Origin of the sequence: Micromonospora sp. S4605, assembly GCF_003176715.1 — a bacterium.
Taxonomy (GTDB): Bacteria; Actinomycetota; Actinomycetes; order Mycobacteriales; family Micromonosporaceae; genus Micromonospora; species Micromonospora echinaurantiaca.
In genome coordinates this window covers 1-26,374 of the sequence record NZ_QGSW01000284.1, presented here as the reverse complement: position 1 = coordinate 26,374, position 26,374 = coordinate 1, and the positions used below count along the sequence as shown (strand labels likewise).

Annotated in this window: 31 protein-coding genes; 16 read left to right on the top strand and 15 right to left on the bottom strand. The window is 73.6% G+C overall.

The features are described 5' to 3' along the window. Positions 1 to 793 (bottom strand): serine/threonine-protein kinase (locus DLJ47_RS25590; RefSeq protein ID WP_146228195.1); only part of this gene is annotated, 793 nt, incomplete at its 3' end. 200 nt (positions 794 to 993) lie between these two features. Between DLJ47_RS25590 and DLJ47_RS25585 the strand changes: the two genes are divergently transcribed. After that, positions 994 to 1,722, top strand: coding sequence for a hypothetical protein (locus DLJ47_RS25585; protein ID WP_109903544.1), 729 nt, complete (start codon positions 994 to 996; stop codon positions 1,720 to 1,722). Between the two features lie 69 nt (positions 1,723 to 1,791). Here DLJ47_RS25585 and DLJ47_RS25580 read toward each other — a convergent pair whose 3' ends face one another. Further along, positions 1,792 to 2,976, bottom strand: coding sequence for a hypothetical protein (locus DLJ47_RS25580; RefSeq protein WP_146228194.1), 1,185 nt, complete (start codon positions 2,974 to 2,976; stop codon positions 1,792 to 1,794). A gap of 399 nt (positions 2,977 to 3,375) precedes the next feature. Here DLJ47_RS25580 and DLJ47_RS25575 point away from each other — a divergent pair, with 399 nt between their 5' ends. Beyond that, positions 3,376 to 3,717, top strand: coding sequence for a PadR family transcriptional regulator (locus DLJ47_RS25575; protein WP_109903540.1), 342 nt, complete (start codon positions 3,376 to 3,378; stop codon positions 3,715 to 3,717). Then, a complete protein-coding gene (locus tag DLJ47_RS25570) occupies positions 3,714 to 4,664 on the top strand; it encodes an HAAS signaling domain-containing protein (RefSeq protein ID WP_109903538.1) in 951 nt (316 codons plus the stop codon). The genes DLJ47_RS25575 and DLJ47_RS25570 overlap by 4 nt, the downstream gene beginning before the upstream one ends. A 68-nt stretch (positions 4,665 to 4,732) precedes the next feature. On the opposite strand, the gene DLJ47_RS25565 is transcribed toward DLJ47_RS25570, so the two are convergent. Continuing rightward, positions 4,733 to 5,662 carry an RNA polymerase sigma-70 factor gene (locus DLJ47_RS25565; RefSeq protein WP_109903536.1) on the bottom strand — a complete coding sequence of 310 codons (930 nt, stop codon included), beginning with the start codon at positions 5,660 to 5,662 and terminating at the stop codon, positions 4,733 to 4,735. 198 nt (positions 5,663 to 5,860) lie between these two features. On the opposite strand from DLJ47_RS25565, the gene DLJ47_RS25560 reads away from it, so the two are divergent. Together DLJ47_RS25560 and DLJ47_RS25555 are read left to right on the top strand one after the other, a co-directional pair. Next, entirely contained in the window at positions 5,861 to 6,628 is a 768-nt protein-coding gene (locus DLJ47_RS25560) for an SDR family oxidoreductase (protein WP_109903534.1), read from the top strand. A gap of 79 nt (positions 6,629 to 6,707) precedes the next feature. Continuing rightward, positions 6,708 to 7,094: a DoxX family protein gene (locus DLJ47_RS25555; protein ID WP_109903532.1), complete on the top strand. Its 387-nt coding sequence runs from the start codon at positions 6,708 to 6,710 to the stop codon at positions 7,092 to 7,094. A 56-nt stretch (positions 7,095 to 7,150) separates the two neighbouring features. Here the strand turns inward: DLJ47_RS25555 and DLJ47_RS25550 are convergent, their stop codons facing one another. Both DLJ47_RS25550 and DLJ47_RS25545 read right to left on the bottom strand, forming a co-directional pair. Beyond that, on the bottom strand, positions 7,151 to 7,363 hold the full coding sequence (locus DLJ47_RS25550) for a DUF397 domain-containing protein (RefSeq protein ID WP_109903530.1): 213 nt from the start codon (positions 7,361 to 7,363) through the stop codon (positions 7,151 to 7,153). Further along, complete coding sequence (locus tag DLJ47_RS25545; RefSeq protein WP_109903548.1) at positions 7,354 to 8,160, bottom strand: helix-turn-helix domain-containing protein; 807 nt, start codon at positions 8,158 to 8,160, stop codon at positions 7,354 to 7,356. Before DLJ47_RS25545 ends, DLJ47_RS25550 begins: the two co-directional genes overlap by 10 nt. 119 nt (positions 8,161 to 8,279) lie before the next feature. On the opposite strand from DLJ47_RS25545, the gene DLJ47_RS25540 reads away from it, so the two are divergent. The 5 genes from DLJ47_RS25540 to DLJ47_RS25520 all read left to right on the top strand — a co-directional run bounded on the left by DLJ47_RS25540 (position 8,280) and on the right by DLJ47_RS25520 (position 12,703). Continuing rightward, positions 8,280 to 8,675 (top strand): hypothetical protein, encoded by a 396-nt coding sequence (locus tag DLJ47_RS25540; protein ID WP_396834733.1) that lies wholly within the window; start codon positions 8,280 to 8,282, stop codon positions 8,673 to 8,675. Between the two features lie 13 nt (positions 8,676 to 8,688). Next, positions 8,689 to 9,975, top strand: a complete 1,287-nt coding sequence (locus DLJ47_RS25535; RefSeq protein WP_109903528.1) for a sensor histidine kinase — start codon at positions 8,689 to 8,691, stop codon at positions 9,973 to 9,975. Then, positions 9,972 to 10,670 carry a response regulator gene (locus DLJ47_RS25530; RefSeq protein WP_109903527.1) on the top strand — a complete coding sequence of 233 codons (699 nt, stop codon included), beginning with the start codon at positions 9,972 to 9,974 and terminating at the stop codon, positions 10,668 to 10,670. Before DLJ47_RS25535 ends, DLJ47_RS25530 begins: the two co-directional genes overlap by 4 nt. Positions 10,671 to 10,751: 81 nt before the next feature. Beyond that, positions 10,752 to 11,645 carry an ABC transporter ATP-binding protein gene (locus DLJ47_RS25525; protein WP_109903546.1) on the top strand — a complete coding sequence of 298 codons (894 nt, stop codon included), beginning with the start codon at positions 10,752 to 10,754 and terminating at the stop codon, positions 11,643 to 11,645. Continuing rightward, entirely contained in the window at positions 11,642 to 12,703 is a 1,062-nt protein-coding gene (locus DLJ47_RS25520) for an ABC transporter permease (RefSeq protein WP_109903526.1), read from the top strand. The genes DLJ47_RS25525 and DLJ47_RS25520 overlap by 4 nt, the downstream gene beginning before the upstream one ends. Before the next feature lie 130 nt (positions 12,704 to 12,833). Here DLJ47_RS25520 and DLJ47_RS25515 read toward each other — a convergent pair whose 3' ends face one another. After that, positions 12,834 to 13,490, bottom strand: coding sequence for a DUF402 domain-containing protein (locus DLJ47_RS25515; protein WP_109903525.1), 657 nt, complete (start codon positions 13,488 to 13,490; stop codon positions 12,834 to 12,836). Between the two features lie 257 nt (positions 13,491 to 13,747). On the opposite strand from DLJ47_RS25515, the gene DLJ47_RS25510 reads away from it, so the two are divergent. The 4 genes from DLJ47_RS25510 to DLJ47_RS25495 are packed head-to-tail and all read left to right on the top strand — an operon-like array spanning position 13,748 to position 15,555. Beyond that, on the top strand, positions 13,748 to 14,080 hold the full coding sequence (locus tag DLJ47_RS25510) for a WXG100 family type VII secretion target (RefSeq protein WP_109903524.1): 333 nt from the start codon (positions 13,748 to 13,750) through the stop codon (positions 14,078 to 14,080). A gap of 4 nt (positions 14,081 to 14,084) precedes the next feature. Next, positions 14,085 to 14,579, top strand: coding sequence for a WXG100-like domain-containing protein (locus tag DLJ47_RS25505; RefSeq protein ID WP_109903523.1), 495 nt, complete (start codon positions 14,085 to 14,087; stop codon positions 14,577 to 14,579). Then, entirely contained in the window at positions 14,572 to 15,063 is a 492-nt protein-coding gene (locus tag DLJ47_RS25500) for a hypothetical protein (protein ID WP_088994886.1), read from the top strand. Before DLJ47_RS25505 ends, DLJ47_RS25500 begins: the two co-directional genes overlap by 8 nt. Positions 15,064 to 15,072: 9 nt before the next feature. Beyond that, a complete protein-coding gene (locus DLJ47_RS25495; protein WP_109903522.1) occupies positions 15,073 to 15,555 on the top strand; it encodes a hypothetical protein in 483 nt (160 codons plus the stop codon). A gap of 35 nt (positions 15,556 to 15,590) precedes the next feature. Here the strand turns inward: DLJ47_RS25495 and DLJ47_RS25490 are convergent, their stop codons facing one another. The 3 genes from DLJ47_RS25490 to DLJ47_RS25480 all read right to left on the bottom strand — a co-directional run bounded on the left by DLJ47_RS25490 (position 15,591) and on the right by DLJ47_RS25480 (position 17,705). Next, on the bottom strand, positions 15,591 to 15,800 hold the full coding sequence (locus DLJ47_RS25490; RefSeq protein ID WP_109903521.1) for a hypothetical protein: 210 nt from the start codon (positions 15,798 to 15,800) through the stop codon (positions 15,591 to 15,593). A 118-nt stretch (positions 15,801 to 15,918) separates the two neighbouring features. Beyond that, the gene (locus DLJ47_RS25485; RefSeq protein WP_109903520.1) at positions 15,919 to 16,668 is read right to left on the bottom strand and encodes a YebC/PmpR family DNA-binding transcriptional regulator; all 750 of its coding nucleotides are present in this window, start codon (positions 16,666 to 16,668) and stop codon (positions 15,919 to 15,921) included. A 374-nt stretch (positions 16,669 to 17,042) separates the two neighbouring features. Then, the gene (locus DLJ47_RS25480; protein WP_109903518.1) at positions 17,043 to 17,705 is read right to left on the bottom strand and encodes an NADPH-dependent FMN reductase; all 663 of its coding nucleotides are present in this window, start codon (positions 17,703 to 17,705) and stop codon (positions 17,043 to 17,045) included. 104 nt (positions 17,706 to 17,809) lie between these two features. Here DLJ47_RS25480 and DLJ47_RS25475 point away from each other — a divergent pair, with 104 nt between their 5' ends. Then, entirely contained in the window at positions 17,810 to 18,661 is an 852-nt protein-coding gene (locus DLJ47_RS25475) for a helix-turn-helix transcriptional regulator (RefSeq protein WP_233258021.1), read from the top strand. Between the two features lie 25 nt (positions 18,662 to 18,686). On the opposite strand, the gene pdxT is transcribed toward DLJ47_RS25475, so the two are convergent. The 6 genes from pdxT to pgsA all read right to left on the bottom strand — a co-directional run bounded on the left by pdxT (position 18,687) and on the right by pgsA (position 23,854). Then, positions 18,687 to 19,292, bottom strand: coding sequence for a pyridoxal 5'-phosphate synthase glutaminase subunit PdxT (gene pdxT, locus DLJ47_RS25470; protein WP_109903514.1), 606 nt, complete (start codon positions 19,290 to 19,292; stop codon positions 18,687 to 18,689). 2 nt (positions 19,293 to 19,294) lie between these two features. Beyond that, a complete protein-coding gene (pdxS, locus tag DLJ47_RS25465; protein ID WP_109903512.1) occupies positions 19,295 to 20,209 on the bottom strand; it encodes a pyridoxal 5'-phosphate synthase lyase subunit PdxS in 915 nt (304 codons plus the stop codon). Between the two features lie 145 nt (positions 20,210 to 20,354). Then, complete coding sequence (locus DLJ47_RS25460) at positions 20,355 to 20,858, bottom strand: hypothetical protein (protein WP_088994896.1); 504 nt, start codon at positions 20,856 to 20,858, stop codon at positions 20,355 to 20,357. Positions 20,859 to 20,940: 82 nt separating this feature from the next. After that, positions 20,941 to 22,101, bottom strand: a complete 1,161-nt coding sequence (locus DLJ47_RS25455; RefSeq protein WP_109903510.1) for a glycosyltransferase family 4 protein — start codon at positions 22,099 to 22,101, stop codon at positions 20,941 to 20,943. Positions 22,102 to 22,292: 191 nt separating this feature from the next. Next, entirely contained in the window at positions 22,293 to 23,225 is a 933-nt protein-coding gene (locus tag DLJ47_RS25450) for a phosphatidylinositol mannoside acyltransferase (protein ID WP_109903508.1), read from the bottom strand. Then, complete coding sequence (gene pgsA / locus DLJ47_RS25445) at positions 23,222 to 23,854, bottom strand: phosphatidylinositol phosphate synthase (RefSeq protein ID WP_088994899.1); 633 nt, start codon at positions 23,852 to 23,854, stop codon at positions 23,222 to 23,224. The genes DLJ47_RS25450 and pgsA overlap by 4 nt, the downstream gene beginning before the upstream one ends. Positions 23,855 to 24,095: 241 nt before the next feature. On the opposite strand from pgsA, the gene DLJ47_RS25440 reads away from it, so the two are divergent. Beyond that, a complete protein-coding gene (locus DLJ47_RS25440; RefSeq protein WP_109903506.1) occupies positions 24,096 to 26,258 on the top strand; it encodes an elongation factor G-like protein EF-G2 in 2,163 nt (720 codons plus the stop codon). The last annotated feature ends 116 nt before the right edge of the window (positions 26,259 to 26,374 follow it).

The following is a 26,374-nucleotide window of genomic DNA, read 5'->3' as shown; positions in this document are numbered from 1 at the left end:
GTCCGGCCCCCGGGCCGGACGGCGTGGCGGCGGCCCGGAGCGCGGCGCGGAAGGCGGCCGCGTCCGGGTAGCGGTCAGCGGGGCGGGGTGCGGTGGCGCGGCGCAGCACGGCGGTCACCGCCGGCGGCACGCCGGGACGTGGCCGCAGCGGGGTCCCGGGTCGGCCGGCGGGCGCGCAGAGCAGGGTCACGCCGAGCCGGCCCAGCCCGAACACGTCGGCGCGGGTGTCCACCACGGCCAGCGGGTCGTCCTGCTCGGGGGCCATGTAGCCGGGGGTGCCGGCCCGGGCGGTCAGCCCGGAGGCGGCGGCGAGCGCCTTGGCCAGCCCCAGGTCGGCGACGAGCACCCGCTCGCCGGCAGGGGTGGACCGGAACAGGATGTTGCCCGGGGTCAGGTCGCGGTGCACCACCCCGTGCCGGTGCAGCACGGCGACCCCGGCCGCGATCTCGCCGAGCAGGTCCACGGCGGACGCCACCGGCAGCGGCCCGCGCGCCAGCCGGTCCCGCAGGCTGCCGCCGTCCGCCCAGGCCAGCACCGCGTACGGCCGGCCGTCGGGCAGTTCGCCCACCGCATGCACCCGGACCACCCGCTCGTGGTCGAGCCGCCGCAGCAGCCGGGCCTCGTCCAGGAAGCGTTCCCGCACCCGCAGGTCGTGGCTCCAGTTCTCGGCCAGCACCTTGATCGCCACCCGGGAGTCGAGCACCGGGTCGTGCCCGAGCCAGACCGTCGCGAACGACCCCGCCCCGAGCAGCCGCTCGATCCGGTAGGAGCCGATCCGCACCGGAGCGGTCATGGTGTCACCCCCGCGATCCGCCTCCCGGACGGTCCACCTCGACCGTAGACGGGCCGGCTGGTCGGCGGCACTCCCCCACGCCGTCGGCCGCATCGCGTCCGCCGTGAGGCGGCCGGCGGACGGTCGGGAACCCGACGAACCGATCCGATGCGGCCGGAGACCAACAGGACAGGAGACCCGCACCCAGGAGGAGAACCGCCATGAACCGTCTGTCGTCCGTCGTCGTCGCGGGGGCGCTCGCCCTCGCCACCGTCGGCGCCGTCGCCGCCCCGGCCGCCGCCCGGCCCGAGGCGGCGCCCGCCGTCGCCGGTCCCGCCGGCCCCGCTGCCACGGCCGGCACCGCCCCGGCCATGCCAGCCCGCGCCGTCGCCGTCCGGCCGGGCGGGGCCGTTCCGGCCGCCGGCACGGCCAGCCTGGTCGACCCCGCCGGCACTGTCGCGCCCGACCGTTCCGTCGCCACCCGGCCGGCCGCGGCCCGCGGCTGGCAGGTCGAGGTGCTCAGCGTGCGGGGCACCGGCCCGTACCGGATCGGGGCCCGGCTGGACCGGCTTGTGGCCGCCGGCCGGATCGACTGGACCGCGCCGGGCTGCGCCGGGGTGGTGCACGCCGGCGCCACCGGCGAGTGGGCCGGCGTGGTGCTGCTGGCGTTCCGGCAGGGCCGGCTGGTGGAGGTGGGCACCGCCACCGCGCCGCCGCGCTCGCCCGCCGGGGCCGCGGTCGGCATGTCCTTCGCCGAACTGGAGCGGATCTACGGCCCACGCGGCGCGCTGATCAGCAACGACGCCGGCGACGCCACCGCCTACCTGGTCCGGTTCGGCACCCGGGTCGAGCTGTTCACCGGGCACCCGATCCGGCCGGGCGTCGGCTACTTCCAGGTCGGACCGGCCTCGTACGTCGAGCGCAACTTCCGGCAGGGCACCACCTGCTGAGCCAGGTCACGGAACCAACGGCGGGGGCGGTGGCCGGTCGGCCACCGCCCCCGTCGGGAGAACCCAGGGTCACAGCAGAGTCGCGTTCCAGTACGACAGCACGGGACCGATCATCTGGAAGCGGACCCAGGAGGAGCAGGTCCGGGTACCGCCCTGGTTGTTGCGGGGGCAGACGAACTGGGGGCTCGCCGCGCCCACGATCGTGCCCGCGTAGGCCCACCGGGGACTGACGATGTGCACCGGGCCACCGCTGTCGCCGTGCCCGGCGGCCGCCACCCCGTCCTTACCGGCGGTGGCCGTGCCGCAGGTCAGCCGGCCGGTGATGTCGGTGCAGTAGTTCGTCTTGATGACGGTGAGTCCGCCACACACCTCGCCGCTGTAGGCGCCGTTGAAGCAGACGCCCGAGCCCTCCGCCGACGTCCAGGGCGTGGCCGACATCGCCTGGAGGGTGGTGTCGGTGCGGAACATCGTCGCCGACCCCGTGCCGGTGACGATCGCCGTGTCCGTGCCCCGGTCGCGGGTGTCGATCCAGTTCTTCCGGCCGACGTACTCGGAGCCGTTGTAGAGGTAGGCGCCGTTGGCGAAGCAGTGCGCCGCGGTGAGGAAGTAGTTGACGCCGTTGCGCCGGATGCCCGGGCCGATGGTGCACGACGAGTAGCCGTCGTTCAGCTCGGCGCCCGCGCTCCAGGGAGAGAAGTCGTCCCAGCGGGAGAGGAAGAGGGCGTCCTTCTCCGGCTCCGGAACCTCCTCGATCTCGATGTCCGCACCGAACCTGTCCCGCAGGGTCCGCACCGTGGCCTCGGACGGATCGACCACCCCGAGACGCAGCGTGTTGGTGGACTCGTGCGGTCCCCACTCGACCAGCCGGATGCCGGCCTGCCGCAGCGCCGCCACGTGGTCGCTCACCTTGTCCCGCCGGTCCACCAGCTCCCGGTAGGTGTACCGGGCGCCCTCGTGCACGACCACGTCGCCGGAGATCGACCGGACGGCGGCCGCACTTGCCGCCGCCGCGGCCCGCCCCTGGTAGGAGACGTGCACCCGGCCGTCCGGGTCCACCCAGTGGCCCGCGTACCGGCTGTCCCCGTGCGCCACCCGCCACGCGTCCTGGGCCAGCGCGGTGGCCTTCATCAACCGGTCCTCACTGGACGCCGGCGCGACGCGACCCGGTGCGCCGCTGGCCGCCCCCGGCGCGACGCCGGCGGCGGCGAGCAGGGCGAGCACCAGGAGCGCCCCGGGCAGTGTCCTTCTTCGCATGTACAGCTCCTCTCCACGGAAGCACGACCGCATGAGGACACCCGGGAGCGACGAGCGACCTGATCTGGTCGACCCGTCGGGAGGGCTGCGTTCCGCGCAGAGCGCTGGTCCCGATCTGACGGAACGCGGCGTGGAGCAGCCGGCTCCGCGGGGGCGGATGTCGGCTGGCCGCAAGTCGAGTCGTCAGTCGGAAGAGCTGGGTGCGCGCGATCGACAAGACATGGATCCCCCGTGATGATCCTCCGCCAAGAGATTGACGTGCGCCGAACTCTACGGACCCCGGAGAGCGATGTAAAGGCCACGCAGCGGAACGTTCCCCGGCCCGTCGGACATCATCGTGTCGGACCGGAACGATATGGGAGTAGACAACAGTGTGTGCCACACAGTATCGTGTGATGCATGGTGAGCGATGAGATCCTGCGGACCCACCTCCAGGAATTGCGCCGGGGCACGGTCGTGGTGGCGAGCCTCGTCGCCCTGCGCCACCCCGACTACGGCTACGCGCTGCTGCAACGCCTCACGGACCACGGCTTCCCGGTCGACGCCAACACGCTCTATCCGCTGCTGCGGCGGCTGGAGGAGCAGGGGCTGCTGACCAGCGAGTGGAACACCGAGGAGAGCCGGCCGCGCAAGTTCTACCGGACCAGCGAGGAGGGCGAGTCGGTATTGGGCCGACTCCTCGCCGACCTGGCCGCCGTACAGACCTCCCTGACCGGACTGATCGAAGGAGCCGACCGATGACCACCCTGACCGACCGCTACCTTGCCGCGACCCTGCGCTCGGTGCCGGTCGCGCGCCGCGAGGAGATCGCCACCGAGCTGCGCGGCTCGATCGAGGACATGATCGACGGGCGCACGGCCGGCGGGCAGGACGCCACCACCGCCGAGCGGGAGGTGCTCACCGAGCTGGGCGACCCGGCGCAGCTCGCCGCCCGCTACTCCGACCGCCGGTTGCAGCTCATCGGCCCGACCTACTACCTGGCCTGGGAGCGGCTGCTGAAGCTGCTGCTCAGCTTCGTGCCGGCCACGGTCGGCGTGGTGGTCGGGCTGCTCGCGGCCGCCGATGGCGACAACCCCGGCGGGGCGGTCGGCGAGGGCGTCGCCACCGCCCTCTCGGTGGCGCTGCACATCGCGTTCTGGGTCACCCTGGTCTTCGCGGTGCTGGAGCGCACGAAGACTCCGCTGGACCTGCCCCGGTGGAGCGTCGACCAACTCCCGGAGGGCCCGGTCGACCGGCAGATCACGCTGACCGACACCGCCGCCTCGATCGGCTTCCTGGCGCTGTTCATCGCCTACCTGCCGGTGCAGCACTTCCGGTCGTTCGTCCCCACCGACGGTGACGAGAACCTGCCGATCCTCGACCCGGCGCTGTGGAGCTTCTGGCTGCCGTTCCTGATCGCGGTGCTGGTCGCCACCGTCGGGCTGGAGATCGCCAAGTACCGGGCCGGCCGGTGGACCTGGCCGCTGGTCGCGGTCAACGCCGTGCTCAACCTGGCGTTCGCGGTGCCGGTGATCTGGCTGATGTCGACCGACCGGCTGCTCAACCCCGACTTCGTCAACCGCTTCGAGTGGCTCGGCGAGGGCGACAACCTGAACACCATCGCCACCGTGGTGGTCGCCGGCACGGCGCTGATCGCGCTCTGGGACACCGTCGACAGCGCGATCAAGGCGTACCGCGCCCGGCACTGACCCGCACGAGCGTCGCGGCCCGGCACCCACGGGGGGTGCCGGGCCGCGGCCGTCGGCGGCGTACGGCCTCAGCGGCTCACCGCCGTCTCCCGCCCGATCCGGGACAGCTTCTCCGGATTGCGTACGGCGTAGAGCCCGCTGACCAGGCCGTCGTCGATGCGCACCGCGATGACCGTGTCGAGCTCGCCGTCGAGCCGGAGGATCAGCGCCGGGTGGCCGTTGACGTGCGACGGCTCCAGCGACGCCACGGCGGCGAACCGGTCCAGCCCGGCGGCCAGCAGCCGGGCCACCTTGTCGGCCCCCACGATGGGCCGCGGCACTGCCTGCTTGACCCCACCACCGTCACCCAGCAGGACGACGTCCGGCGCGAGAACGTCGAGCAGATGCCCCAGGTCTCCCGTCTCGACCGCCCGCTGAAACGCCGCCAGCGCCGCCCGGGTCTGGGCCGCGGAGGCGACCCCGCGCGGCCGGCGCGCCGCGACGTGCGCCCGCGCCCGGTGGGCGATCTGACGGACCGCTGCCTGACTCTTGTCGACGGCCGCCGCGATCTCGTCGTAGTCCAGGTCGAACACGTCGCGCAGCACGAACACCGCGCGCTCGGTCGGCGTGAGCGTCTCCAGCACCAGCAGCATCGCCATCGAGACGCTGTCGGCCAGCTCGACGTCCTCGGCCACGTCCGGCGCGGTGAGCAGCGGCTCGGGCAACCACGAGCCGACGTAGGACTCCTTGCGGCGGCGCAGCGTCCGCAGCCGGGTCAGCGCCTGCCGGGTGGTGATCCGGACCAGGTAGGCACGCTGGTCTCGCACCTGGTCGAGATCGACGCCCGCCCACCGCAACCAGGTCTCCTGGAGGACGTCCTCGGCGTCGGCGGCCGAGCCGAGCATCTCGTAGGCGACGGTGAACAGCAGGTTGCGGTGGGCGAGGAACGCCTCGGTGGCGGCGTCCACCCGGTCGCCGCCGGCGTGCGGCTCGGCGGTGTCCAGTGGTCGCTCACTCATGGCCGGCTCCTGCCCTCGCTGTCGGTCGTGCCACCCACACGACACCGGTCCCCGCCACCCTGTGACATCCGCGCTCGGTGGCACGGGCCACATCGCCACCCTGTCACGGGGAGGGGGGCACCGGCATCTTCATGTCCGTCAGGACGCCGCGCCGGACGATCGGCGCCGCACGTAACCCGCACGAGCAGGAGCTTCGTCGTGAACGAGGACAGAACAGACCGGAAGATCGCGCTGGTCACCGGGGCGAACAAGGGGATCGGTCGGGCTACCGCCGAACAGCTCGCCACGCTCGGCATGACGGTGCTGATCGGGGCCCGAGACCCGCGGCGCGGCGAGGAGGCCGCCACGACGGTGCGCGCGGCCGGCGGCGACGCCCACCCGGTCACCCTGGACGTCACCGACGCGGGCACCGCCCGGGCCGCCGCGCGGTGGATCGAGGGGCGCTTCGGCCGCCTCGACGTGCTGGTCAACAACGCCGGCATCACCGGCTCCGGGCAGGTGTCGCCGGCCGACGCCCACGACCAGGTGCCCAGCTCGGTCGACCTGGACATGGTCCGGTCGGTGTTCGAGACCAACGTCTTCGGCGTGATCGCGGTGACCAACGCCCTGCTCCCGCTGCTGCGCCGGTCACCGGCGCCGCGGATCGTCAACGTCAGCAGCCACGCCGCGTCGCTGACCCTGTCCAGCGACCCGGACGGCCCGCTGGCCGGCCTGCTGCCGTCGGCGGCGTACTCGCCGGCCAAGACCGCGCTGAGCGCGCTGACCGTGCAGTACGCCAATGAGCTGCGCAAGGACGGCATCCTGGTCAACGCCGTCGCCCCCGGCTTCTGCGCCACGGACAGCAACAACCACACCGGCTTCCTCACCCCGGCGCAGGGCGCGGCGGTGGTGGTGCGCCTGGCCACCCTCGGCGCGGACGGACCGACCGCCGGGTTCTTCGGCGCCGACGGCCCGGTGCCCTGGTAGCGCTCCGCTCGGGCGGGGCGACCACCTGGCACCGCTCCGCCGCACACCCGTATCACTGACAACCCCGCAAGGAGACCTGATGAACCTCGCGCTGTGGATCGTTACCGGGCTGCTCGCCGCCGTCCTCCTGGTCAGCACCTCCAAGATGTTCGTCCCCAGGGAGAAGATCGCCGCCATGGGCGGCCACGCCGCGGAATGGGTCATGGACTTCAGCCCCGGCGCCCTACGGGCCATCGGCGCCCTCGAGCTGCTGGCGGTGGCGGGCCTGATCCTGCCCGCCGTCCTCGACATCGCGCCGGTGCTGGTGCCGGTGACCGCCACCTGTGTGGCCCTGCTGTTCGCCGGCGCGGCGACCATGCGCCTCCGCCGGGGCGAGCGGGCGACGATCGTTCCCGACCTGGTCTATCTCGCCCTGGCCGTCTTCGTGGCCTGGGGCCGCTTCGGCCCCGAGTCCTTCACCGGCTGACCGCGTCGGGCCGCCCCCGCCGGGGGCGGCCCGACGCCGCACGTCCGGGGTCGCGGCTACCGGTCGCCGCGCGGGCGCAGGGCACCGCCGGTGGCCGCGGCGAGGAAGCCGGTCCAGGCCGCCGGGCCGAAGGCCAGCACCGGCCCGCCACGATCCTTGCTGTCGCGTACGCCGACCACGCCGGCCAGGTTCGTCGCCACCTCGACACAGGTGGACCCACCGTTGTCGCTGCGGGTGGACTTGCGCCAGACCGCACCGGTCAGGTCCATGACTGCGCCACCTCCGCGACGAGTTCCCGGGACGCCCGGCGCGGCAGCGCCTCGCCCCGCAGGCTCTCCCACCTGCGTTGGAGGCTATCAACGTCGGCTGAGTGGTCGCTCAGATGCGCGCGCAGTGGAGTGTCCAGGTGCGCCACCTCGGCACCCTCGGGTGTCCGAGCCAGGATGAAGGCACCCGCCAGCCCTGCGTGCATACCGGCGTCGGCGGGCACCACGTGCAGGTCGACGTGCGGCAACTCGGTGACCCGCAGCAGGTGCGCGAACTGTTCGGCCATCACCGCACGGCCGCCGATCCGGCGGCGCAACGCCACCTCATCCACCACGAAGACGACCTCCGGCGGAGCCTCCCGGGTGAGCACCGCCTGCCGGCCGAGTCGGGAGGTGACCCGCTGCTCCACCTCGGGCTCCCGCAGCATGCCGCCGCCGGTGAGCACCGCGCGGGCGTACGCCTCGGTCTGGAGCAGGCCGGGAATCAGCGACGGCTCGAACCAGCGGATCAGGGTGGCCTCCGCCTCCACCTGGATCCACTCCCGCAGCCATGGCGGTGCGGCGTCGGCGCGGACCAGCGCGAGCAGCCGCTCGAAGAAACCGCCGGACTCCAGCGCCGCGTCGACCCGGCCGACGAAGTCCTGCGACGGGGTGCGGTGGCCGATCTCCACCATGCCGACCAGCGACGACGAGTAGTTGATCCGCTGGGCCAGGTCCTCCTGGCTGAGCCCCCGGTCGCGCCGGGCCCGGCGCAGTTCGCCGCCGAGGAACTCCAGCGTGGACAGCCGCCCGTCGCTCATCACACCACCACCACAGCCCTGCCACGCACCGCCACCACCGGTCGGTGGCCCGTCGATGCCTTCCGACCGTAGTCGGCCGGGCAGCAGAGTGTGAACAGGCACGACGGAGGAGGTCGACGATGGGTGGACGCGCGGGATCCGTACCCCGGACGGTGCGGCGGCACGTCGCGGCGCGACCGGCCTGGCGGTGCCGGGCCTGCGCGGCGCCCTGGCCCTGCCAGCCGGCGAAGCTGGCGCTGCGCGTCGAGTACGCGCACGACCCGGTCGGCCTTTCGGTCTACCTCTGCGTGCTGCTGCACGAGGCCGCCGCGGACTGGCTGCGGCTGCGGCCCCGGCCACCGGACCCGGCCGAACTGTTCGCCCGGTTCGTCGGCTGGACCCGGCCGGTCGGGGCGGCCGCCGAGCGCGGGCGGCTGGACCGGCTGCTCGACCGGGTCACCGCCACCGGCTCCCGCCGCCGGGCCGGGCCGGGGCGACCCGGTCGGGTACCCGACCGGCGCCGGCCCGCGGGGTGAGATCCTCAGCAGGGTGAACATCGAGACGGGCGACGACTGGCGGCGGCCCGGGCCCACCCCGGAGCAGCGCCGGTTCGACGTCTACGCCGGGCTGGCCGCCACGGTGCTGGCGCTGTTCAGCCTCACCCTGGCCCGCAGCACCGGGGCGTTCCTGCTCGGGCCGCCGCCGTCCGGGCCGGAACAGGTCTTCTGGACCGTCGCGGTGACCCTGCCGCTGATCTGGCGGCGCCGCTTCCCGGCCACCGTCACGCTGGTGATCTCGGCGGCGTTCATCGCCGCGCAGGCGCGCTCCGCCCCCGAGACGCAGCTGTCCGGGTGGGCGCTGTTCGCCGCCATCTACACCCTGGGCGGCTGGGGGCGGGACCGCCGGCTGTCCAGGCGGCTGCGGGTGGGCGTGATCGCCACCATGTTCGTCTGGCTCGGGGTGTACTACGCGACCACCATCGGCAGCATCCCGCCGGACGCCTTCGCCCGGGCGGTCGGGCCGGTGCCCCCGGTGCTCGCCGCGATCGTCAGCGGGGTGCTGGTCAACGGGCTGTACTTCGGGTTCGCGTACTTCTTCGGGGAGACCGCCTGGCTGGCCGCCCGCCGCCAGCACGAGCTGGCCGAGCAGGCCGAGCAGCTGCGCCGGTCGCAGGCCGAGGTCCGCGAGCACGCGGTGGTCGGCGAGCGGGTCCGCATCGCCCGGGAACTGCACGACGTGGTGGCCCACCACGTGTCGGTGATGGGGGTGCAGGCGTCCGCCGCCCGGCGGGTCCTCGACAAGGACCCGGTCAAGGCCCGCACGGCGCTCGGCGCGATCGAGGAGACCGCCCGCACGGCGGTCGACGAGCTGCGCCGGATGCTCGGCGTGCTGCGCGCCGGCGACGCCGGCGCGGACGTCCCGGGGCCCGCCGGCCCGGCCGGCATCGACCAGGTCGCGGCCGTGGTGGAACGGGCCCGCGAGGCCGGGCTGCGGGCCACCCTGGGGTTGTACGGGGACCGGGTGCCGCTGCCGGATTCGGTGTCCCAGGCCGCCTACCGGGTGGCTCAGGAGGCCGTCACGAACACGCTCAAGCACGCCACCGGGGCGACCGTGCTGGACGTACGGATCCGTTACCTGGCACACGAGGTGGAGGTCGACGTGACCGACGACGGACGGGCCACCCGCCCGGCGAACGCCGACGGGCTGGGCCTGATCGGCATGCGCGAGCGGGTCGCCACGCACGGCGGCGCGCTGGAGGTCGGCCCGCGCGCCGGCGGCGGCTGGCGCGTCCGGGCGCGCTTCCCGCTGCCCGTGCCGGCGGAGCGCCCGGCATGAGCGAGGCGGCCACGGACCGGCCGATCCGGGTGCTGCTCGCCGACGACCAGCATCTGGTCCGAACCGGCTTCCGGGTCATCCTGGAGGTGGAGGACGACCTTGAGGTGGTCGGCGAGGCGGCCGACGGCGAGCGCGCGGTGACCATGACCCGGGCGCTGCGCCCGGACGTGGTGCTGATGGACGTGGAGATGCCCGGCGTCGACGGGCTGGCGGCCACCCGGCGGATCACCGCCGAGCAGGAGGGACCGGGCGGGCCGGCGGTGCTGATCCTCACCACCTTCGACCGGGACGACTACCTGTTCGCCGCGCTCCGTGCCGGGGCCAGCGGTTTCCTGCTGAAGAACGGCACGCCGGAGGCGCTGGTCGAGGCGATCCGGGTGCTGGCCCGCGGCGACGGGCTGCTCGCCCCCGAGCTCACCCGGCGGGTGATCGCCACCTTCGCCCGGCCCGGCGAGGCGGCCGGGACGGCGGTCTCCGCCGAGGCGGCCCTGAGCGAGCTCACCCCGCGCGAGCGGGAGGTGCTGGTGCTGGTCGCCCGGGGCGCCAGCAACGGCGAGATCGCCGCCGAGCTGCACCTGGGCGAGGCGACGGTGAAGACGCACGTCAGCCGGGTGCTGGCCAAGCTCGGGCTGCGCGACCGGGTGCAGGCGGTGGTCTTCGCGTACGAGCACGGGGTGGTGCGGCCCGGCGGATGACCGTCTCCGCCCTGCGGCGGACCCGGCCGCTCCACCGGTGGGTGGACGGCAGCCGGCCGCCGGCGACCTAACGTGATCATCGTGATGAACGTGCTCCGTCTGGACGGCGTCGACCGCAGTTTCGGCGATCGTCAGGTGCTCAGGAACGTGTCCTTCGAGGTGGCCGCCGGCCGGATGACCGGCTTCGTCGGCGGCAACGGCGCCGGCAAGACCACCTCCATGCGGATCATCCTCGGGGTGCTCGCCCCGGACGCCGGCCAGGTCAGCTGGCAGGGCGTGCCGCTGACCCGGGAGGTCCGTCGGCGCTTCGGCTACATGCCGGAGGAGCGTGGCCTCTACCCGAAGATGAGCGTCCGGGAGCAGGTGGCCTACCTGGGCCGGCTGCACGGGATGACCGCGGCGGCGGCCCGGCGCAACACCGACGTCCTGCTGGAGCGGGTCGGGCTCGCCGAACGCGGTGACGACCTGCTGGAGACGCTGTCGCTGGGCAACCAGCAGCGCGCCCAGATCGCCGCCGCGCTGGTGCACGACCCCGAGGTGCTGGTGCTCGACGAGCCGTTCTCCGGCCTCGACCCGCTGGCCGTCGACACGGTGGTGGCGGTGCTGCGGGAGCGGGCCGCCGCCGGCGTGCCGGTGCTCTTCTCCAGCCACCAGCTCGACGTCGTCGAGCGGCTCTGCGACGACCTGGTGATCATCGCGGACGGGATGATCCGCGCCGCCGGCAGCCGGGAGCAGCTGCGCCGGACGTACACCTCGCCCCGGTTCGAGCTGGTGGTGGCGACCGACGCCGGCTGGCTGCGGGACGAGCCCGGGGTGACCCTGGTCGACCTGGACGGCGCGCGCGCCGTGTTCGACCTCGCCCCCGGCGCCGACGAGCAGCCGGTGCTGCACGCGGCGCTCGCCCGCGGCCCGGTCCGCGCGTTCCGCCCGGTCAGCCCCTCCCTCACCGAGATCTTCCGAGAGGTCGCCCAGTGAACACCACGCAGGCCACCCGCCTGGTCGCCGCCCGCGAGATCCGGGTCAAGCTGCGCGACCGCACGTTCCTGATCAGCACGCTGTTCTTCCTGCTCATGGCCGCGGCGGCGACGATCCTGCCACCGCTGCTCTCCGGCGGGCCGTCGAGCGTCGCGGTGACCGAGGCGGCGGCCGGGCCGCTGCGGGCCGCCGGGCTGGAGGTGCGTACGGTCGCCGACGACCGGGCCGCCGAGCAGGCCGTCCGCGACGGCGACGTGGACGCCGCGGTGGTCGCCGGGCCGGCGGTGCTGGCCATGGACGACGCGCCCGACGACGTGGTGACGGCGTTGAGCAGCCAGCCCGACGTCCGGCTGCTCGACCCGGACGCGGTGGACCCGGTGGTGGCGTTCCTGGTGCCGTTCGCCTTCGCGTTCGTCTTCTTCCTCACCTCGCAGACCTTCGGCGTGCAGATCGCGCAGAGTGTGGTCGAGGAGAAGCAGACCCGGGTGGTGGAGATCCTGGTGGCCGCGGTGCCGGTCCGCGCGCTGCTGGCCGGCAAACTGGTCGCCGGCACGGTGCTCGCGCTCGGCCAGATCGCGCTGATCGCCCTGGTCACCGTGGTCGGCATGCGGTTCGCCGACAGCGGCGGGCTGCTCACCCTGCTCGGGCCGGCGATCGGCTGGTTCGTACCGTTCTTCCTGCTCGGCTTCCTGCTGATCGCGGCCATGTGGGCCGCGGCCGGCGCTCTGGTCAACCGCCAGGAGGACATCGCCGGCGTGTCCATGCCGGTGCAGCTCGCGGTGATGCTGCCGTTCTTCGCGGTGATCTTCCTGAACGACAACGCGACAGCCATGCAGGTGCTGTCCTACCTGCCGTTCTCCTCCCCCACGGCGATGCCGCTGCGGCTGTTCACCGGCGACGCGGCCGGCTGGGATCCGCTGGTGTCGCTGGCCCTGCTGCTGGTCGCGGCCGCCGCGTTCCTGCTCGCCGGGGCGCGGGTGTACGAGGGCTCGCTGCTGCGCACCAACGGCCGCACCTCGATCCGCGCCGCCTGGCGCTCCCGGGAGACCATCGGCTGAGCCGGCCGGCGGGGCGTGGAAAGCCGCCGCCATGTCGTCGAAGTGGCGGTGTCCTCGTGATCGGGACACCGCCACAACGGCGATCCGGAGTCGATCTACCCGGGCGGGCCGGGGGCGTCCTCCCGGCGGTTCAGCCGGCGACGGTGTCCCAGCCGGCAGGCAGCCGGGGCACCGGCCAGGCCGGGTCGGGCTTCCAGGAGGCCCAGTTCTCGTCCCACCAGCGCTCCCCCGCGTCCAGCAGGGCGGCGATCCGGTCACCCTCCGCCTGGATGGCGTCGCCCATCCCCGGGTAGCGCCCCTCCGCCAGGCGCTGGGCGAACATCTCCACGTCCTTCCAGACGTAGCGCTCGGCGTCCGCGGGCCACCACAGGTCCAGCTCGTGGTCCAGGGTGTCCACCCCGATCGGCGTACGCCGGAACGGGTCCTGGAGGTTGAAGTACCAGCCGGCGAAGGCGCGGTCCGGGCCGGTCCAGAAGACGTCCAGCGAGTGCGCCTCGCCGGGGCGGTGCAGCATCAGCTTGCCGTGCCCGCTCCAGGCCCGGTGCCCGGCCGCCTCCCAGGGGTGCCGGCCGGCCGGGAAGACGCCGCGCCGGGGGAAGCCGAACTCGGCGCCCGGCGGCAGGTAGAGCGCGAGCAGGTCGGGCGAGTCCTCGACGCAGATGGTCGGGCAGCCGAACCACACCTCGCCGAGCAGGATCTCCCGCCGGATCACCACGTCACCCGGCGCGAACCGCCGCCCGTCGGCCGCCTGGCCAGCGCCGTCCCCCGCGCCACCGCTCAGCTCCATCCGCCCAGCGTAGCCAGGGCCCGGCGGCGCAGGCGGCCGGTACCGGAACCGGGTCGGGCCAGCGCGGCGACGGCGCCCGGACGCGGAAGCCGCGACGAGCCCACAGGGTCGACGGCCGGCCGCGCGGGATCACGGTTCCGGACGGCGGGCAAGGCCGACGTCGCGAGTCGGACAGAAGTCGGGCACGGGGCGTCCCACAGTAGACGCGCACGGTTAGCATCGGCTTCGCAAGCCCGCCCACGAGCACGGAGGCGAGCATGTCGATGTCCGGCTTCCAGGTGGATCCCGAGGCGCTGCGGGCCAGCGCGGAATCGCTCGACCGGTCGGTCGACCGGATGGCCGAGGTGCTGGAGCAGTTCGAGAGCACCGTGCAGGGGCTCGGCGAGCCGTGGGGCGGCGACGACCTCGGCACCCTGATCGGCGAGCTGTACCTCGGCATCCACGACCTGGCCATGAGCTGCTTCGAGGGCAACGGCGAGGTGCTCGGGCAGTTCGCCGCCGGCCTGCACACCATGGCCGACGCGTTCGAGGAGGCCGATCAGCAGGTCGAGGCCGGCCTGCGCAAGATCGGCCAGGCGTTGGGCGGTTGACGCGATGGGGCTGCAACTTCCCGGTGAACTCGTCTCCCTGCTGGGCATGCTCGGCTACAGCTGGCCCGAGGCCGACGAGGAGAAGCTCTTCGAGCTGGGCCAGCACTGGCTATCCCTGGCCGCGACGGTGCAGACGGTCGGCGCCGAGGCGCAGCGGGCCGGCGAGTCCGTCTGGGCCGCCAACACCGGGCAGGCGGTGGCGGCGTTCCAGCAACGGTGGGGCGGCCAGGAAGCGCCGATGGCGAACCTCACCGACGGCGTCAGCGCCGCCCAGGGCGTCGCGGTGGGGCTGTTCCTCACCGCCGGGGTGGTCCTCGTCCTGAAGATCAACGTGATCGTGCAGCTCGTCCTGCTGGCGATCCAGATCGCGCAGGCGATCGCCACCGCCGCACCGACCTTCGGCGCCTCGCTGGCCGAGATACCGATCTTCAAGATGATCACGTCGTTGGTCATCGACCAGTTGCTCAACCTCGCCATCGACGCGGTGCTCAATGGGTAAGGGAAAGCTGCGCCGGCTCCGGCGACAGGGGCGCGGCGGCTTCGCCCGGGGCATCTTCGGGCCGGTCGGCGACCTGCTCCGCCCCGGTCAGGACCTGAGGAACCTCGGCCTGCCCCGCGACCGGCTACGCCATCCCAACGCCACCCCCTTCCCGGTCCGCTCGCTGCGCGGCATCTCGATCCGGTCCCTGCGCGCGCAGCGCCCGCGCAACTGGACCGAGACGCCGACCCGCAACAACGAGGGCTTCATCTGGAAGGACGAGAACGGCGTCGAGCGGCTGCGCTTCATGCGGCCCACCGGCGACAACCCCAGCGCGAGCCAGTGGAGCCGCCAGGCGAACGGCTATATCCGCTGGCAGTCCGCCCAGTCCGGCAACAGCCCGGCCGATAACCTCTTCCTCGACCACGACGGCAACATCGTCGACAAGAACGATCCGCTGTTCGCCGAGAAGACGCACATCGTGTACGAAGGCCCGTACCCGTAAGGAGACATTGTGGAACCGATGCGCGACCCGCGCGGGGCGCTCAGCCACATCATGGAGGCCCTCGTCTTCTCCTACGGGTACGACCCGCAGCGCGCCACCTTCACCCTGGTCACCGAGTTCCCGCTGAAGTCGCCCGGGAGCATCCGGGAGTTCGCCGCGTTCGCCTTCGAGCAGGTCGAGTTCGAACGCCTGGCCGGCGACCACGCGGCGTACCAGCACTTCCAGCAGACGTACCACGGCATCGGCCCGGGCGGCATGGTCGTGCAGGACATCCAGCAGCGCGACGTCGGGCCCGACCGGCACCGCCTGGAGCTGTGGTTCGGTGACAACTTCGGCGGCGTGGCGGTCAGCTACACCGGGCTGCGCGGCTGGACCAGGGGGTCGACGGCGGAGCAGGTCGGCCCCCGGCAGTGGGTCTACCGCGACGCGCGCACCAACGAGACGTTCGACCTCGACTTCCCGTTCCCCAGCCTGGTCGGCCCGCCCGCCTGACCGCCGTCCGGCCCCACCCTCGCTGTGGTGACCGGTCAGCCGGTGCGGCCGGGCATCCGTCCCGTTCCCCGGCCGCCCCCCGTAACGGCGCGCAACACCAGGCCGCCGACGACGAGCAGCGCACCGGTGAGGCGGAGTTCCGCGTCGAGCGCCTTGGTGGCCAGATGCAGGAGCAGGATCGCCGCTCCCACGGCCGCGGCAGCCGTGCCGACGCGACCGACCCACTGCGCGGACGTCCGGTCCATTCGGGCAGTCTAGCCAGCCGTCGCCGGTCCGCCCGCGGTTCAGAAACAGGAAAGGCGCGAACGGAACACCCGGGTTCCGTTCGCGCCTTGCCGTCGAACCGTCGTCAGGGCAGTCGGCTCAGCCGACAGCGGCCATGATCTCGTCGCTGACGTCGAAGTTGGCGTAGACGTTCTGCACGTCGTCGCAGTCCTCCAGCACGTCGATCAGCTTGAAGATCTTCCGGGCGCCCTCCTCGTCCAGCGGGACGTTGACGCTCGGGATCAGCGACGACTCGGCCGACTCGTACTCGATGCCGGCGTCCTGCAGGGCGGTGCGCACAGCGATCAGGTCACCCGGCTCGGAGACCACCTCGAACGCCTCGCCCAGGTCGTTGACCTCCTCGGCGCCGGCGTCCAGCACGGCCATCATCACGTCGTCCTCGGTGGTGCCGGCTTTCGGCACGATCACCACGCCCTTGCGGGAGAACATGTACGACACGGAGCCGGCGTCGGCGAAGGAGCCGCCGTTGCGGGTCAGCGCGGTACGCACCTCGGTCGCAGCGCGGTTGCGGTTGTCGGTCAGGCACTCGATGAGCAGCGCGACGCCGTTCGGGCCGTACCCCTCGTACATGATCGTCTGGTAGTCGGCGCCGCCGGCCTCCAGGCCGGAGCCGCGCTTGACCGCACGGTCGATGTTGTCGTTCGGGACCGAGTTCTTCTTCGCCTTCTGGATGGCGTCGTAGAGCGTCGGGTTACCGGCCGGGTCGCCGCCGCCGGTCCGCGCGGCCACCTCGACGTTCTTGATCAGCTTGGCGAACATCTTGCCGCGCTTGGCGTCGATGACCGCCTTCTTGTGCTTGGTCGTCGCCCACTTTGAGTGGCCGGACATCTGTTACCTCCGTTGCTACCCGCCGTCTGCATCGACCGCACCGCACACGCCCCGCTCCTCCGCCGGCGCACGCCGAGGTGCCGGTGATCTTTCTGCTGGGAGCCGCGGCGAGCTGATGGCCCTGCCGAATCTCGGCAATCCTACCGGCGGCCGGCGGGTCGCTGTCACGCGCCGCACGGCGCCGGCCCGTCCGATGCCGCCCGAACAGGCACAACACGGACGGGCCGGCCGGTCATTCCCCGAAGCCGTACGACCCCACCACGGTGAAGTCGAACGTGGCCCGCTCCTCGCAGCGTCCTCCAGGCCCGCCCGGTAGCGCCGGAACGACTCCAGCGACGGCAGCGGCCCCGGCAGCTCCGGGCCGATGGCCACGCTCACCCCACCAGCTCCGGGCTGCCCTCGACGGCCGGGGTGCGGACGCCGGCCCGCAGGGCGGCGGACCAGGTCACGATCTCGGTCAGCATGGTCGAGAACGACTCCTCCCGCCCCTCGCCCGGCACCAGGGTGCCGGGCGCCGTGGGATCGCCGGGATCGGACCCGGAGAAGTCGAAGTCGGTGAAGACCGAGATCGAGACCTGGGTGGGTACGACCGCCGCGCGCACCTCGGCCAGGATCAGCCGCAGGTGGTCGGCCGCCCGACCGCCGCCCTGCACGCCGTAGCTGAGCAGGCCGACCACCTTGTCGTTCCACTCGGCGTACAGGTAGTCGACGGCGTTCTTCAGTACGGCGGGGATCGAGTGGTTGTACTCCGGGGTGACGAAGACGAACGCGTCGCAGGCGGCCACCACCGCGCTCCACCGGCGGGTGTGCGGCTGCCGGTAGTCGCCGAACATCGCCGGCACGGGCTCGTCGAGCAGTGGCAACGCCTGCTCCGCCAGGTCGATCACCTCGACCTCGGCGGCGCCGGCGCGCACCGCCGGGTGGCGGGACGCCACCTGTCCGGCCCACTGGGCGACCGCGCCGCCGCGCCGGCCGGGTCGGGTGCTTCCCACGATCAGACCGATCCGGGTTGGTCGTGCTGTCTGTGCAGTGCTCATGCCGATGATCGTCGGGCGGGCCAGCGCCGACCGGGAGGCCGGCGCGAGGGTGGCCCTGCCGGGGCCACCCAACGGCGGTGCCCCGGTGCCAGACTGGACGGGTGATGGACGGAGAGTTGGGCGCGTTCCTGCGCAGCCGGCGGGAGGCCCGGCGGCCGGCCGACGTGGGTCTCGCCCCGGGTCCGCGCCGCCGCACGCCCGGTCTGCGCCGGGCGGAGTTGGCGACGCTGGCCCAGGTCAGCGTGGAGTACCTGACCCGGTTGGAGCAGGGGCGGGACACCCGGCCCTCGCCGGAGATCCTCGCCGCGCTCGCCGACGCCCTGCTGCTCGACGACGCCGATCGGAACCACCTGCAACAGCTCGCCATGGTCAGCCACAGCCGGCAACTGTGCCCGGGCGAGCGGCCGTCGGCCGCCCGCGCCGTCCGCCCGACGGTCCGGGCCGTGCTCGACGGGCTGCGCGACGCCCCGGCGTACGTGGTGAACCAGCTCAGCGACGTGCTGGCCTGGAACGACGCCTTCGACCGGCTGGCCCGCCCGCTGGGCCTGCTCGACGGCAACCGGCCGAACCTGCTGTGGTTCACGCTCGCCGACGAACGCGCCCGCGACCACTTCCCGCAGTGGGCGGAGCTGGCCGACCAGCAGATCGCCGAGCTGCACCGGTTGCGCCGGGGCGACCCGGCCACCGACGCCTTCGCCGACCGGCTGGCCCGCACCGTCGGCGCGCCGTTCACGCAGCGGTGGGAGCGGCGTCCGGTGGCTGCCCCACGGACCGGCGTGCGGGAGCTGCGGCACCCGGAGGTCGGCCCGCTGCGGCTGGCCTACGAGACCCTGGAACTCGCCGACGCCGCACACCAGCGGATCGTCGTCCAACTCCCGGCCGACGCCGCCTCCGCCGCCAACCTGGACCGGCTCCTCGGCCGGCGGCCCGGACAACTGCGCTCCGTCGCCGGCTGACCGGCGCGGACGAGTCGCGGACCGCTCAGGAGGCGGCCCGGACGAGCCCCACGAAGTAGCGGTGCAGCCGCAGGTCACCGGTGAGTTCGGGGTGGAACGAGGTGGCCAGCAGGTTGCCCTGCCGCACCGCCACGATCCGGCCGGCGGCCGGGCCCTCGGTCACCGTGCCGAGCACCTCGACGCCGTCGCCGACCCGCTCCACCCACGGCGCCCGGATGAACACCGCGTGGAACGGACCGCCCTCGACGCCGTCGACCGCCACCGGCGCCTCGAACGAGTCCACCTGCCGGCCGAACGCGTTGCGCCGCACGGTCATCTCGATGCCGTCGAAGCCGCGCTGGTCCGGGCGGCCGTCGAGCACCTCCCGAGCCAGCATGATCATGCCGGCGCAGGAGCCGTAGACCGGCAGGCCGCCGGCGATCCGCTTGTCGATCGGCTCGCGCAGCTCGAAGATGTCGGCCAGCTTGCTGATCGTGGTGGACTCCCCGCCGGGGATGACCAGCCCGTGCACCGCGTCCAGTTCCTCCGGCCGGCGGACCGGGCGGGCGTCCGCGCCCGCCCCGGTCAGCGCCGCGACGTGCTCGCGCACATCGCCCTGGAGGGCGAGCACACCGATGGTGGGCCCGCTCATGGTCACCAGCCCCGCTCGGCCAGCCGGTGCGGCTGCGGGATCTCGTCGACGTTGATGCCGACCATCGCCTCGCCGAGGCCACGGGAGACCTTGGCCAGCACGTCGGGATCGTCGTGGAAGGTGGTGGCCTTCACGATCGCGGCGGCGCGCTGGGCCGGGTTGCCGGACTTGAAGATGCCCGAGCCGACGAAGACGCCCTCGGCGCCGAGCTGCATCATCATGGCGGCGTCGGCCGGGGTGGCGATCCCGCCGGCGGTGAACAGCACCACCGGCAGCTTGCCGGTCTGGGCGACCTCCTTGACCAGCTCGTACGGGGCCTGGAGCTCCTTGGCCGCGACGTACAGCTCGTCCTCCGGCAGCGACTGGAGCCGGCGGATCTCCTTGCGGATCTTCCGCATGTGGGTGGTGGCGTTGGAGACGTCACCGGTGCCGGCCTCGCCCTTGGAGCGGATCATGGCCGCGCCCTCGGTGATCCGCCGCAGCGCCTCGCCCAGGTTGGTCGCGCCGCAGACGAACGGGACGGTGAACGCCCACTTGTCGATGTGGTTCTCGTAGTCGGCCGGGGTCAGCACCTCGGACTCGTCGATGTAGTCGACGCCGAGCGACTGGAGGATCCGGGCCTCCACGAAGTGACCGATGCGGGCCTTGGCCATCACCGGGATCGAGACGGCGTTGATGATGCCGTCGATCATGTCCGGGTCGCTCATCCGGGACACCCCGCCCTGGGCGCGGATGTCGGCGGGCACCCGCTCGAGCGCCATCACCGCGACGGCGCCGGCGTCCTCGGCGATCCGGGCCTGCTCGGCGTTGACCACGTCCATGATCACGCCACCCTTGAGCATCTCGGCCATGCCGCGCTTGACACGGGCGGTGCCGACGACGGGGGCGCTGGTGTGCTGGGAAGTGGAGTCGGGCACGGGACATCGCTCCTCAGGCGTGCTCGGGGGGTGGCAGCGAAATGCTACGTCCGGCGCAACGCCGCTCCGACAGCCAATCAGACCCCCGGTGGCCTGCGATGTGGCCGCCATCACCCGCCGTCGCGCCGGCCGGGGAGGCCGCGGCTCAGCCGGCCGGGACGTCCGCCGGGAGGGTGAGCGTGGGGTCGTCGATGTCGAAGTAGCGCGGCCAGGGGTGCCGGCGCCCCATCCGCAACAGCCGCACCAGTGGTCGCCGGCGGGCGGCTCGGGCGTCCCGGACCAGGTCGGTGTGCACCTGCCGGGCCAGGGCCAGCCGCCGGCTGGCGGCGATCACCGCCTCGCAGTCCGGGTCGGCGGGGTCGAGCTGCACCGCGCGCAACTGCCGGGTGAGGTCGTTCTCGGCGGCCTCCCGCTCGTCCGGGTGGGCGTCCAGGGCGATCCGCGCGGCGGCGTACAGCTCGACGCCGTACCGCCGCTCGGCCAGCACCGCGGCGGCCGCGGCCCGGCGCAGCAGGTGGGCGTCGAGCGCGCGGGCCGCCAGCTCCGCGCGGCCCTGCAGCCGCTCGACCCGGCCGGCGGTCCAGATCAGGTACGCCGCGACCAGCGCGACGACCAGGGTCGTGCCCACCACCCACCACATGCCCGGCATCGTAGTGCTGCTCCGTTCCGGTCTCCTCCGGCCGTCGCCGGACCCGATGCTCCGGTCACCCAAGCACCACGCGCCACCCGGGTCAGCCCAGCCCCACCCATTCCGTGTCGATGACCCGCCCGTCGGTGGCCTCGATCGCCGCTGCGTATACCTCCAGAACCCGGCGGGCAACCACGGGCCAGTCGAAATTCGCCACCACCTGGTCGCCGCAGGCGGTCAGTTCCGCCCGCTGCCGCGGGTCGTCGAGCAGCTCGGTGAGCGCGGCGCGCAGCGCCGCCGCGTCCCCGGTCGGGAAGAGCCGCCCCGCCCGGCCGCCGTCGAGCACCCGGCGGAACGCGTCGAGGTCGCTGGCCACCACGGTGGTCCCGGCCGCCAGCGCCTCGGTGAGGATCATGCCGAACGACTCACCGCCGGTGTTCGGCGCCACGTAGAGGTGCACGCTGCGCAGCATGCGCGCCTTGTCCGCCTCGGGGACCAGCCCGAGGAAGGTCACCCGGTCGCGCAGCCCGGCCGGGAACCGGTCGTACAGGTCGTCCGGGTCGCCCGGCCCGGCGACCAGCAGCCGCAGCCCGGGACGCTGGGCGGCCAGCTCGACGAAGGCGTCCCGGAGCACCGGGAAACCCTTGCGCGCCTCGGTGAACCGGCCCAGGAACCCGATCGAGCCACCCTCGCCCGGCGCGCACTCCCCCGGCCAGCCGGGCAGCGGCTCGGCGTCGGTGAACTTCGCGACGGCCACCCCGTTCGGGATCTCCACCGCCCCGCCGTCCATGTGCTCGACCTGCACCTTGCGGGCCAGCGCGCTGACCGCGATCCGGGCGGTGATCCGCTCCAGCACGATCTGGAGCACGCCCTGCGCGGCGGCCAGCGCCCGGGACCGGGTCATCGCGGTGTGGAAGGTGGCCACCACCGGCCCGCGGGCGGAGAGCACGGCGAGCAGCGAGAGGCTGAGCGTGAGCGGCTCGTGCACGTGCAGCACGTCGAAGTCGCCGCGGGTGAGCCAGCGCCGCACCCGGGCCGTGGAGACCGGCCCGAACGCGATCCGGGCCACCGAGCCGTTGTACGGCAGCGGCACCGCCCGCCCGGCCGGCACCACGTACGGCGGCAGCGGGGAGTCCTCGTCGGCCGGGGCGAGCACACTCACCTGGTGGCCGAGCCCGATCAGCGCCTCGGCCAGGTCCATGACGTGGTTCTGCACCCCACCGGGTACGTCGAACGAGTACGGACACACGATGCCGATCCGCACGTCAACGCCCTTTGTTCGCGACTGCCCGGATCCGCTCCGCCGTACCCTTCGCGCTCACGGATGCCACCTCAGTTCGCGACTGCGGGGCTCGCAAACCCGGCTCACTCCTCGCGCTCACGGATGCCACCTCAGTTCGCGACTGCGGGGCTCGCAAACCCGGCTCACTCCTCGCGCTCACCGCTGCCTCTCCCTCAGAGCTGTCCGGTGGCCGGCGAGGGCATGGCCGCGCCGTCGACTGGGCCACGCTGGTCCAGCCACATCCGTTGCAACATGTGCCAGTCTTCCGGATGCCGGGCGATACCGGCCGCCAGACTGTCGGCGATCCGCTGGGTCAGCGACCGCACGCGCTCGTCGAGCGGGCCCTCCTCGGGGCCGGGTACCGGCAGCGGTCCGGCCAGCGACGCCCGTGCGGCGTCCGGTTCGTACCACATCGAGGCGACGTAGAGGGGCGCCCCGGTGCGCAGCGCGAGCAGCGCCGGCCCGGCCGGCATCCGGGTGCGGGCGCCGAAGAAATCGACCTCCACGCCCCGGGCGGAGAGGTCCCGGTCGGCCAGCAGCGGCACCACCGCCCCGGCGCGCAGCCGGTCCACCAGCACGTCGAACGCCGGCCGATCCCCGCCGTGGGTGGGCAGGATCTCCATGCCGAGACTGCGGCGGAAGGCGAGGAACCGCTGGTAGACGCCCTCCGGCTTGAGCCGTTCGGCGACCGTGGTGATCGGCCAGCCGGTGGCCGCGACCCAGGCGCCGGCCGCGTCCCAGTTGCCGGCGTGCGGCAGCGCCACCACCGCGCCCCGACGGGCGGCCACGTCGGCGGCGAGCAGTTCCTCGCCGTCGAGCCGGAACCCGGCCAGGATCTCCCGGCGGCTCAGCGAGGGCAGCCGGAACGCCTCCATCCAGTACCGGGCGTACGACCGCAGGCCCGCCCGGACCAGCTCGTCCAGCTCCGGCTCCGGCAGGTCCGGGCCGACCACCCGGCGCAGGTTCGCCCGCAGCCGGTCCGTACCGCCGCCACCCCGGCGGTGGGCGCGGTCCGCGCCCGCCCGGAACGCCGCGGCCACGACGGGCCGCGGCAGCGCGCGGATCACCCGCCAGCCGGCGACGTAGCCGAGCTCGGTGAGATTCACCGATTTCCGTCCAGGGTGTGGATGCGCTGCGCCTGTCGGTACACGTGCAGCATCCGCTGCCCGACCGTGAAGATCGACACGGCGGCGAGCAGCCAGAGCGCGATCTCCAGCGCCGGGTCGACGCCGAGGCCGGTGAGCAGCCCGCCGACACCGACGATGAGCAGCCGTTCGGTGCGCTCGGCGATGCCCACGTTGCAGGTCATCCCGAGGCCCTCGGCGCGTGCCTTGACGTACGACACCAGCGCGCCGGCGGCCAGGCAGAGCAGCGCGGCGGCGACCCCGGAGTACTGGTGCTCGGTGGCCAGCCAGTACGCCACGGCGCCGAAGACCGCGCTGTCGGCGACCCGGTCCATGCTCGAGTCGAGGAACGCGCCGAACCGGGTGGAGCCCCCGCTCATCCGGGCCATCGTCCCGTCGAGCAGGTCGGTGAGCGCGAAGACGGTGACGATCAGGGCCCCGGCGACCAGATGACCGCGGGCACCGAAGCCGAGTGCGCCGACGAGCACCCCGAGGGTGCCCGCCACGGTGACCGCGTTGGGAGTTACGCCCGCTCGGAGCAGGCCGCGTGCGACCGGCTCGACGACACGGGCCATCCCCGCGCGAGCCGACACTTGGAAGATCTTCGCCATGGCGGTCCCACGATAACGGTCCGGCCAGCACCGGCTCTACGGCCGGTCAGGCGAGCCGCCCTTGTGCCGGCCGGGCATCGGGTGTGAGATCGAGCCGGGAGGTGAGCCAACTCACCCGCCCGCCCGTCACGTACCCGGAATCCAGCAGACAGCGGAGGATATCGCCGCGGGACCCGCCCCGGGCCGCTTCCCCGTCGCGCGCGGCGGTCGCCACCACCACCGGCTCAGGGAGGTGCGCCCCATGGCGCAGAAGAATCAGGAGAAGGGGATCACCGGCGGCGCGCCGGTGGTGACCGAACCCGGCAGGGTCCGCAACGTGGTGCTCGTCGGGCACTCCGGCGCGGGCAAGACGACCCTGGTCGAGGCGCTGCTCACGGCGAGCGGCACGATCACCCGGGCCGGCACGGTCACCGACGGCACCACGGTCTGCGACCACGACCCGGCGGCGGTACGCCAGCAGCGCTCGGTGAGCCTGGCCTGCGCGCCGCTGCTGCACGACGGCATCAAGGTCAACCTGCTGGACACCCCCGGCTACGCCGACTTCGTCGGTGAGCTGCGCGCCGGCCTGCGGGCCGCCGACGCCGCGCTCTTCGTGGTCTCCGCCGTGGACGGGATGGACGCCGCCACCGCCGCCCTGTGGGAGGAGTGTGCCGCGGTCGACATGCCCCGGGCGGTCGCCGTGAGTCGGCTCGACCACCCCCGGGCCGACTTCGACGAGGCGGTGGCGCTCTGCCAGCGCGTGTTCGGCGACAACGTGCTCCCGCTCTACCTGCCGATGCTCGGCGACGACGGCGTCTCCACCGTCGGTCTGCTGGGCCTGATCACCCGGCGGGTCTTCGACTACACCGCCGGCCACCCGCCGGTGGTCCGCGACCCGGACCCGGAGCACCTGCCGGCCATCGCCGAGTCCCGCAACGAGCTGATCGAGGGGATCATCGCCGAGAGCGAGGACGAGTCCCTGATGGACCGCTACCTCGGCGGCGAGGAGATCGGCACCGAGATCCTCATCGAGGACCTGGAGAAGGCGGTCGCCCGCGGCCACTTCTACCCGGTGGTGCCGGTCTGCGCGGAGACCGGCGTCGGGCTGGACGCGCTGCTGGAGGTGCTCACCGCCGGCTTCCCGTCGCCGCTGGAGCACGAGCTGCCGGCGGTGAGCGGGGTGGACGGCTCGCCCCGCCCGCCGCTGACCTGCGACCCGGACGGCCCGCTGGTGGCCGAGGTGGTCAAGACCACCATCGACCGGCACGTCGGCCGGGTCTCCCTGGTCCGGGTCTTCTCCGGCACCCTGCGGCCCGAGCAGACGGTGCACGTCTCCGGGCACGGCCTGGCCGAACGCGGTCACCCCGACCACGACGCCGACGAGCGGGTCGGGCACATCTACACCCCGCTGGGCGCGAACCTGCGCGAGGTGGCCAGTTGCGTGGCCGGCGACATCTGCGCGATCACCAAGTCGGGCAGCGCGGAGACCGGCGACACCATCTCGGCCAAGGACGAGCCGCTGCTGATCGCCCCCTGGCAGATGCCCGAACCGCTGCTGCCGGTGGCGATCGTCGCGAAGAGCCGGGCCGACGAGGACGCGCTGGCCCGCAACCTGGCCCGGCTGGTCGCCGGCGACCCGACCATGCGGCTGGATCGCAACGCCGAGACCCACCAGCTGGTGCTCTGGTGCATGGGCGAGGCGCACGCCGACGTGGTGCTGGAGCGGCTGCGCGCCGGCGGGGTCGAGCTGGACACCGAGCCGGTCCGGGTGTCGCTGCGGGAGACGCTGACCGCCCCGGCCAAGGGGCACGGCCGGCACGTCAAGCAGTCCGGCGGGCACGGCCAGTACGCCGTCTGCGACATCGAGGTGGAGCCGCTGCCGCGCGGCGCCGGCTTCGAGTTCGTCGACCGGGTGGTCGGCGGGGCGGTGCCGCACAACTACATCCCCTCGGTGGAGAAGGGCGTACGCGCCCAGATGGAGCGCGGCCTGGTGGCCGGTCACCCGGTGGTCGACCTGCGGGTGACCCTCTTCGACGGCAAGGCGCACAGCGTCGACTCCTCCGACGCGGCCTTCCAGACCGCCGGCGCACTGGCCCTCAAGGACGCGGCCGAGAAGGCCCAGCCGGTGCTGCTGGAGCCGGTCGACGAGGTGGTCATCCGGGTGCCCGACTCGGCGGTCGGCTCGGTGATGGGCGACCTGTCCGGCCGGCGCGGCCGGGTGCTCGGCACCGAACCGGACCCGGACGGCGAGGGGCGCACCCTGGTGCGCGCCGAGGTGCCCGCCACCGAGCTGCTCCGGTACGCCGTCGAGCTGCGCTCGATGACCTCGGGCACCGGCACCTTCCGCCGCGAGTTCGCCCGCTACGAGCCGATGCCCAGCCACCTGGCCGACCAGATCCGCAAGGAACACGCCAACCGCACCTGACCCCTGTCGGCGCTCGTACGGAGAACGCGTGGCTGTTTCCGGTGGGCGGCCACTCGTTCTGCGCACGAACGCGACAGCCGCCCGGGATTACGGGTGGGTGGCGGGGAGGGTGGGGC

Excerpts from the sequence above, each read along its gene's own strand:
- DLJ47_RS25570 (WP_109903538.1), top strand. The coding sequence starts at position 3,714 with ATGACCACCCTGACCGACCGCTACCTTGCCGCGACCCTGCGCTCGGTG.
- DLJ47_RS25475 (WP_233258021.1), top strand. The coding sequence starts at position 17,810 with ATGGACGGAGAGTTGGGCGCGTTCCTGCGCAGCCGGCGGGAGGCCCGG.
- DLJ47_RS25515 (WP_109903525.1), bottom strand. The coding sequence starts at position 13,490 with ATGGAGCTGAGCGGTGGCGCGGGGGACGGCGCTGGCCAGGCGGCCGAC.
- DLJ47_RS25490 (WP_109903521.1), bottom strand. The coding sequence starts at position 15,800 with ATGGACCGGACGTCCGCGCAGTGGGTCGGTCGCGTCGGCACGGCTGCC.
- DLJ47_RS25575 (WP_109903540.1), top strand. The coding sequence starts at position 3,376 with ATGGTGAGCGATGAGATCCTGCGGACCCACCTCCAGGAATTGCGCCGG.
- DLJ47_RS25510 (WP_109903524.1), top strand. The coding sequence starts at position 13,748 with ATGTCGATGTCCGGCTTCCAGGTGGATCCCGAGGCGCTGCGGGCCAGC.
- pgsA (WP_088994899.1), bottom strand. The coding sequence starts at position 23,854 with ATGGCGAAGATCTTCCAAGTGTCGGCTCGCGCGGGGATGGCCCGTGTC.
- DLJ47_RS25545 (WP_109903548.1), bottom strand. The coding sequence starts at position 8,160 with ATGAGCGACGGGCGGCTGTCCACGCTGGAGTTCCTCGGCGGCGAACTG.
- DLJ47_RS25565 (WP_109903536.1), bottom strand. The coding sequence starts at position 5,662 with ATGAGTGAGCGACCACTGGACACCGCCGAGCCGCACGCCGGCGGCGAC.
- DLJ47_RS25505 (WP_109903523.1), top strand. The coding sequence starts at position 14,085 with ATGGGGCTGCAACTTCCCGGTGAACTCGTCTCCCTGCTGGGCATGCTC.
- DLJ47_RS25585 (WP_109903544.1), top strand. The coding sequence starts at position 994 with ATGAACCGTCTGTCGTCCGTCGTCGTCGCGGGGGCGCTCGCCCTCGCC.
- DLJ47_RS25440 (WP_109903506.1), top strand. The coding sequence starts at position 24,096 with ATGGCGCAGAAGAATCAGGAGAAGGGGATCACCGGCGGCGCGCCGGTG.
- DLJ47_RS25530 (WP_109903527.1), top strand. The coding sequence starts at position 9,972 with ATGAGCGAGGCGGCCACGGACCGGCCGATCCGGGTGCTGCTCGCCGAC.
- DLJ47_RS25500 (WP_088994886.1), top strand. The coding sequence starts at position 14,572 with ATGGGTAAGGGAAAGCTGCGCCGGCTCCGGCGACAGGGGCGCGGCGGC.
- DLJ47_RS25550 (WP_109903530.1), bottom strand. The coding sequence starts at position 7,363 with ATGGACCTGACCGGTGCGGTCTGGCGCAAGTCCACCCGCAGCGACAAC.
- DLJ47_RS25485 (WP_109903520.1), bottom strand. The coding sequence starts at position 16,668 with ATGTCCGGCCACTCAAAGTGGGCGACGACCAAGCACAAGAAGGCGGTC.
- DLJ47_RS25540 (WP_396834733.1), top strand. The coding sequence starts at position 8,280 with ATGGGTGGACGCGCGGGATCCGTACCCCGGACGGTGCGGCGGCACGTC.
- DLJ47_RS25480 (WP_109903518.1), bottom strand. The coding sequence starts at position 17,705 with ATGAGCACTGCACAGACAGCACGACCAACCCGGATCGGTCTGATCGTG.
- DLJ47_RS25460 (WP_088994896.1), bottom strand. The coding sequence starts at position 20,858 with ATGCCGGGCATGTGGTGGGTGGTGGGCACGACCCTGGTCGTCGCGCTG.
- DLJ47_RS25580 (WP_146228194.1), bottom strand. The coding sequence starts at position 2,976 with ATGCGAAGAAGGACACTGCCCGGGGCGCTCCTGGTGCTCGCCCTGCTC.
- pdxT (WP_109903514.1), bottom strand. The coding sequence starts at position 19,292 with ATGAGCGGGCCCACCATCGGTGTGCTCGCCCTCCAGGGCGATGTGCGC.
- DLJ47_RS25555 (WP_109903532.1), top strand. The coding sequence starts at position 6,708 with ATGAACCTCGCGCTGTGGATCGTTACCGGGCTGCTCGCCGCCGTCCTC.